Raw genomic sequence first — 3,329 nt, forward strand, 5'->3', positions numbered from 1 at the left:
CGCATCCACAGATGCAGGATATCCCGCAACTGCTGGACCTGGGCGGGAGCAGGAGCATTCGCTCCCTCTGCATCCACCAGACAGCGGTTCAGCTCATCCCGCAGGAGCAGAAGCCCCACCTCATCCACCGCCCCGCGGATGGCCAGCAGTTGGGTGATGACATCTTTGCACTCCCGGCCTTCCGCCAGCATTTTCTGGATGCCGCGCACCTGCCCTTCCAGCCGGCGCAGTCGCCGCATAATCTCGGTCCGCTCCGGCACGCTGTTCATCTCGCCTTGCCCTTCCATGGCGCCTCTCCTTATACCTTACCTGGGTATTGTATATACCGCAATCGGGCCGGCCTGTCAAATTGACATACCTCGCTCCATGGTGGTAAGCTGTGCATACCGACCCAGCATACATTACATCCTGCACCAGGAGGACATCTTCCATGACCAGCGAACAGCCGAAACTTCCTGCCGCGATGCAGTTGCGCCGGCGCGATGCGCGCATCCTGGCGCGCCGGCTGGAGACCCAGTGCGTGCATGCCGGCGAACATCAGGACCCTATCCCTGCCCGTCCTTCCACCACGCCCATTCACCTGGCCACCACCTTCACCTACCCACATACCCGGGAGCTGGATGATGTGTTGGCCTCTCGCACGCCCGGCTATGTGTATGCGCGCTATGCCTCTCCCACCACCAACGCGCTGGAGCAGGCGCTGGCCACCCTGGAAAACGCCGACGCCGCCCTGGCCTGCAGTTCGGGCATGGCGGCGGTGCATCTGGCCATCGTGGGTTCCCAGGTGCGCGCCGGCGACGCTGTCCTGTGTGCCGCCGACATTTACGGCACGACCTATGCTCTGGTCAACTCGCTCCTGCCGCGCCTGGGCCTGCAACCCATCATCGCCGATTTCACCCATCTGGATGAGGTGGAAGATATCCTGCGCACCAGGCGCCCCCGGCTGGTAATATTTGAAGCGCTCACCAATCCCCTGCTCAAGGTCATCGACGCGCCGGCAGTGGTGGAGCTGGCACACCGCTACGCCGCCAGAGCCATCATTGACAGCACTTTCACGACCCCTATGACCCTTCAGCCCATGAGCTTCGGCGCCGATTTCGTGGTGCACAGCCTGACCAAATTCCTCGCCGGCCACGGGGATGTGCTGGCCGGCGCCGTGCTCTGCCGCGCCCCTGACTTTGAGCAGATGTACATCACATCCTATCAGTTAGGGTGCAACCTGGACCCTCACGCCGCTTATCTGACCCTGCGCGGCCTGAAGACCTTCCCTCTGCGTTTTGAGCGCCAGTGCGCCAATGCCATGGAACTGGCACGCTTTCTGGAAAGCCATCCCGGGGTCTCGCGGGTGTATTACCCTGGCCTTCCGAGCCATCCGGGCCATGCGCTGGCCGGCCGGCTCTTCCGCAACGGGCTGTTCGGCGCGGTGCTCAGCTTCGAGATCAAGGATGGCAACGCCCAAAAAGCCTTTGCGCTGATGGAACGCCTGCGCATCATCCAGCCGGCCACCACGCTCGGCGATGTCCAGTCCACGATCCTGTACCCGGCGCATTCATCCCACGCCGCGCTGACCGAGGAAGAGCTGGCGAAAGTGGGCATCAGCCGGGCATTGGTGCGCCTGTCCGCCGGCATCGAGCATGTCGAAGACTTGAAAGAGGACCTGGACCAGGCCCTGCGATCGCTGTAACGCCGTCTCTCCTGCCGGCAGGGAGACGCCCTTTGATGGAAGATTGCGGAGGTGCGATATGGGGAACAGTTCTACCACAGTGCACGCAGCCTGCGTGCAGTATCAGGCGCGGGTAGAGGCATCGCTCGACGCGTACCAGGAGGCGATCGAGCGGTTCGCCGGCATGGCACGCGAACGCCATGCCGACCTGCTTGTTCTGCCGGAAGGCATGGGCCTGCTGTCGGCCGCCCCGCTCCTGACCGGCCCCCGTTCGCGCCTAGCACGCGCCGCCGCCAGCGCCACCGCCCCGCGCCGGCCGCTGAGAGATCGGGCACGCGGCCTCCTGGCCCGTCCACTGGCCGGCATACTGCGCGCCGATTATGCCGCCGCGCTCATGGAATGGCTGGAAAACCCCGCCAATCTGGGCCGGTTAGAGGAAGCATACGTGCAGATGTACGCAAAGCTCGCCAGGCGCTATCAGCTCGTCATAGTCGCCGGCACCTGCCCATGCCCGGCTACTCCTCCCCTGGCACTGCACAGCGCCTACGTCTTTGGCCCGGATGGCGCCCTGCTCGGCCGGCAGGACCAGACCCACATCCTCCGCCCCCGCTGGCGAGGACATGCGCCGGGCAACAACCTGGCCGTGATCCACACGCCGGCCGGCAGTATCGGCGTGCTGATCGGGGAGGATATCCTGTTCCCTGAAACCGCCCGTGCGCTGGCCGGCGCCGGCGCGGATATCCTGGTGCACCTGGCCGCAGTGCATGAGGCAGAGATCGCACACGCCATGCATATCGCCTTTCAGTCCCGCATCATCGAGAACGAGCTGTACGGCATCGAATGTTTCCTGGTGGGGCGTATTCCCTGGTTGAGGGAAAGACAGGAAGCGCACGGGATCGGCACATCATGCATCGCCGGCCCGGCTCCCATCACCGGCCGTGTCGACGGCATCATTGCCGGCATGGGCAGTGCAGTGGAGGGCCTGCTGATTGGAGAGTTGGATCTGGAACAGCTTCACGCCTGGTGGGAACAATCGCCCGGCTCACTCCGGCAGGCCGTGCGTCCTGAAATATATCGTGCCGTCCCGCTTCCGGTCCGCCGGCCGGCGCCCACCGCCGCGGAGGCGGAGACAGCACCGCGCGCCGACCGCATCCCGGAGACTCTGGAACCAGCGCCGCAAGAGGCGCTGGAGAAGGAACGACCAGGTGCGCCCGTTCCGGCGGAGGAGGATTGGAAGGCCATCGCGGAAGAAACTGCCCGCGACGAGGAGATCGTGCGTTCCGCGCTGGAGGCGTTGGCGAAGGAACAGGACGAATGGCAGCGCCGGCGGGACATCTGGGACTAGCTCTGCCCGGAGACCTCCTGCTCGCTGGCCGGCTGATTCGCTCGCATAAATCGCTCACCATATGAGCGATTTGCGAAGGAGAAGAACACCTCATCGTTGCCGCGCTGGCGGTAGAACAGCACACTGGCGTAGCGCGGTAAGCCGACGAGCAGGTCGCAAACCCGCATCCAGATAATGGAAAACCCGATGGCAACCCCGAAGAAGAAGATAATCGCCGCGATCAGGCCCAGCAGAGGATGGATCGCCCGCAGAACAGGAAACAGCACCAGGATCGCCAGGCCGCCGAACAGCATCCCGATGAAGGCGCCGGCGCGCTCCCAG

Annotated in this window: 4 protein-coding genes; 2 read left to right on the forward strand and 2 right to left on the reverse strand. The window is 64.4% G+C overall.

Features of this window, described 5'->3' with window-relative positions:
• On the reverse strand, nt 1-269 hold a 269-nt coding region (locus H5T60_13165), incomplete at its 3' end, for a metal-sensitive transcriptional regulator (GenBank protein ID MBC7243380.1).
• A gap of 161 nt (nt 270-430) precedes the next feature.
• Here H5T60_13165 and H5T60_13170 point away from each other — a divergent pair.
• Together H5T60_13170 and H5T60_13175 are read left to right on the forward strand one after the other, a co-directional pair.
• Nucleotides 431-1,684 carry a PLP-dependent transferase gene (locus tag H5T60_13170; protein MBC7243381.1) on the forward strand — a complete coding sequence of 418 codons (1,254 nt, stop codon included), beginning with the start codon at nt 431-433 and terminating at the stop codon, nt 1,682-1,684.
• 58 nt (nt 1,685-1,742) lie between these two features.
• A complete protein-coding gene (locus H5T60_13175) occupies nt 1,743-3,008 on the forward strand; it encodes a hypothetical protein (GenBank protein ID MBC7243382.1) in 1,266 nt (421 codons plus the stop codon).
• Here H5T60_13175 and H5T60_13180 read toward each other — a convergent pair.
• Nucleotides 3,005-3,329: hypothetical protein (locus H5T60_13180; GenBank protein ID MBC7243383.1), on the reverse strand; the 325-nt coding region annotated here is incomplete at its 5' end. The genes H5T60_13175 and H5T60_13180 overlap by 4 nt on opposite strands.

It is taken from the genome of Anaerolineae bacterium, from assembly GCA_014360855.1.
Classification (GTDB): Bacteria; Chloroflexota; Anaerolineae; order JACIWP01; family JACIWP01; genus JACIWP01.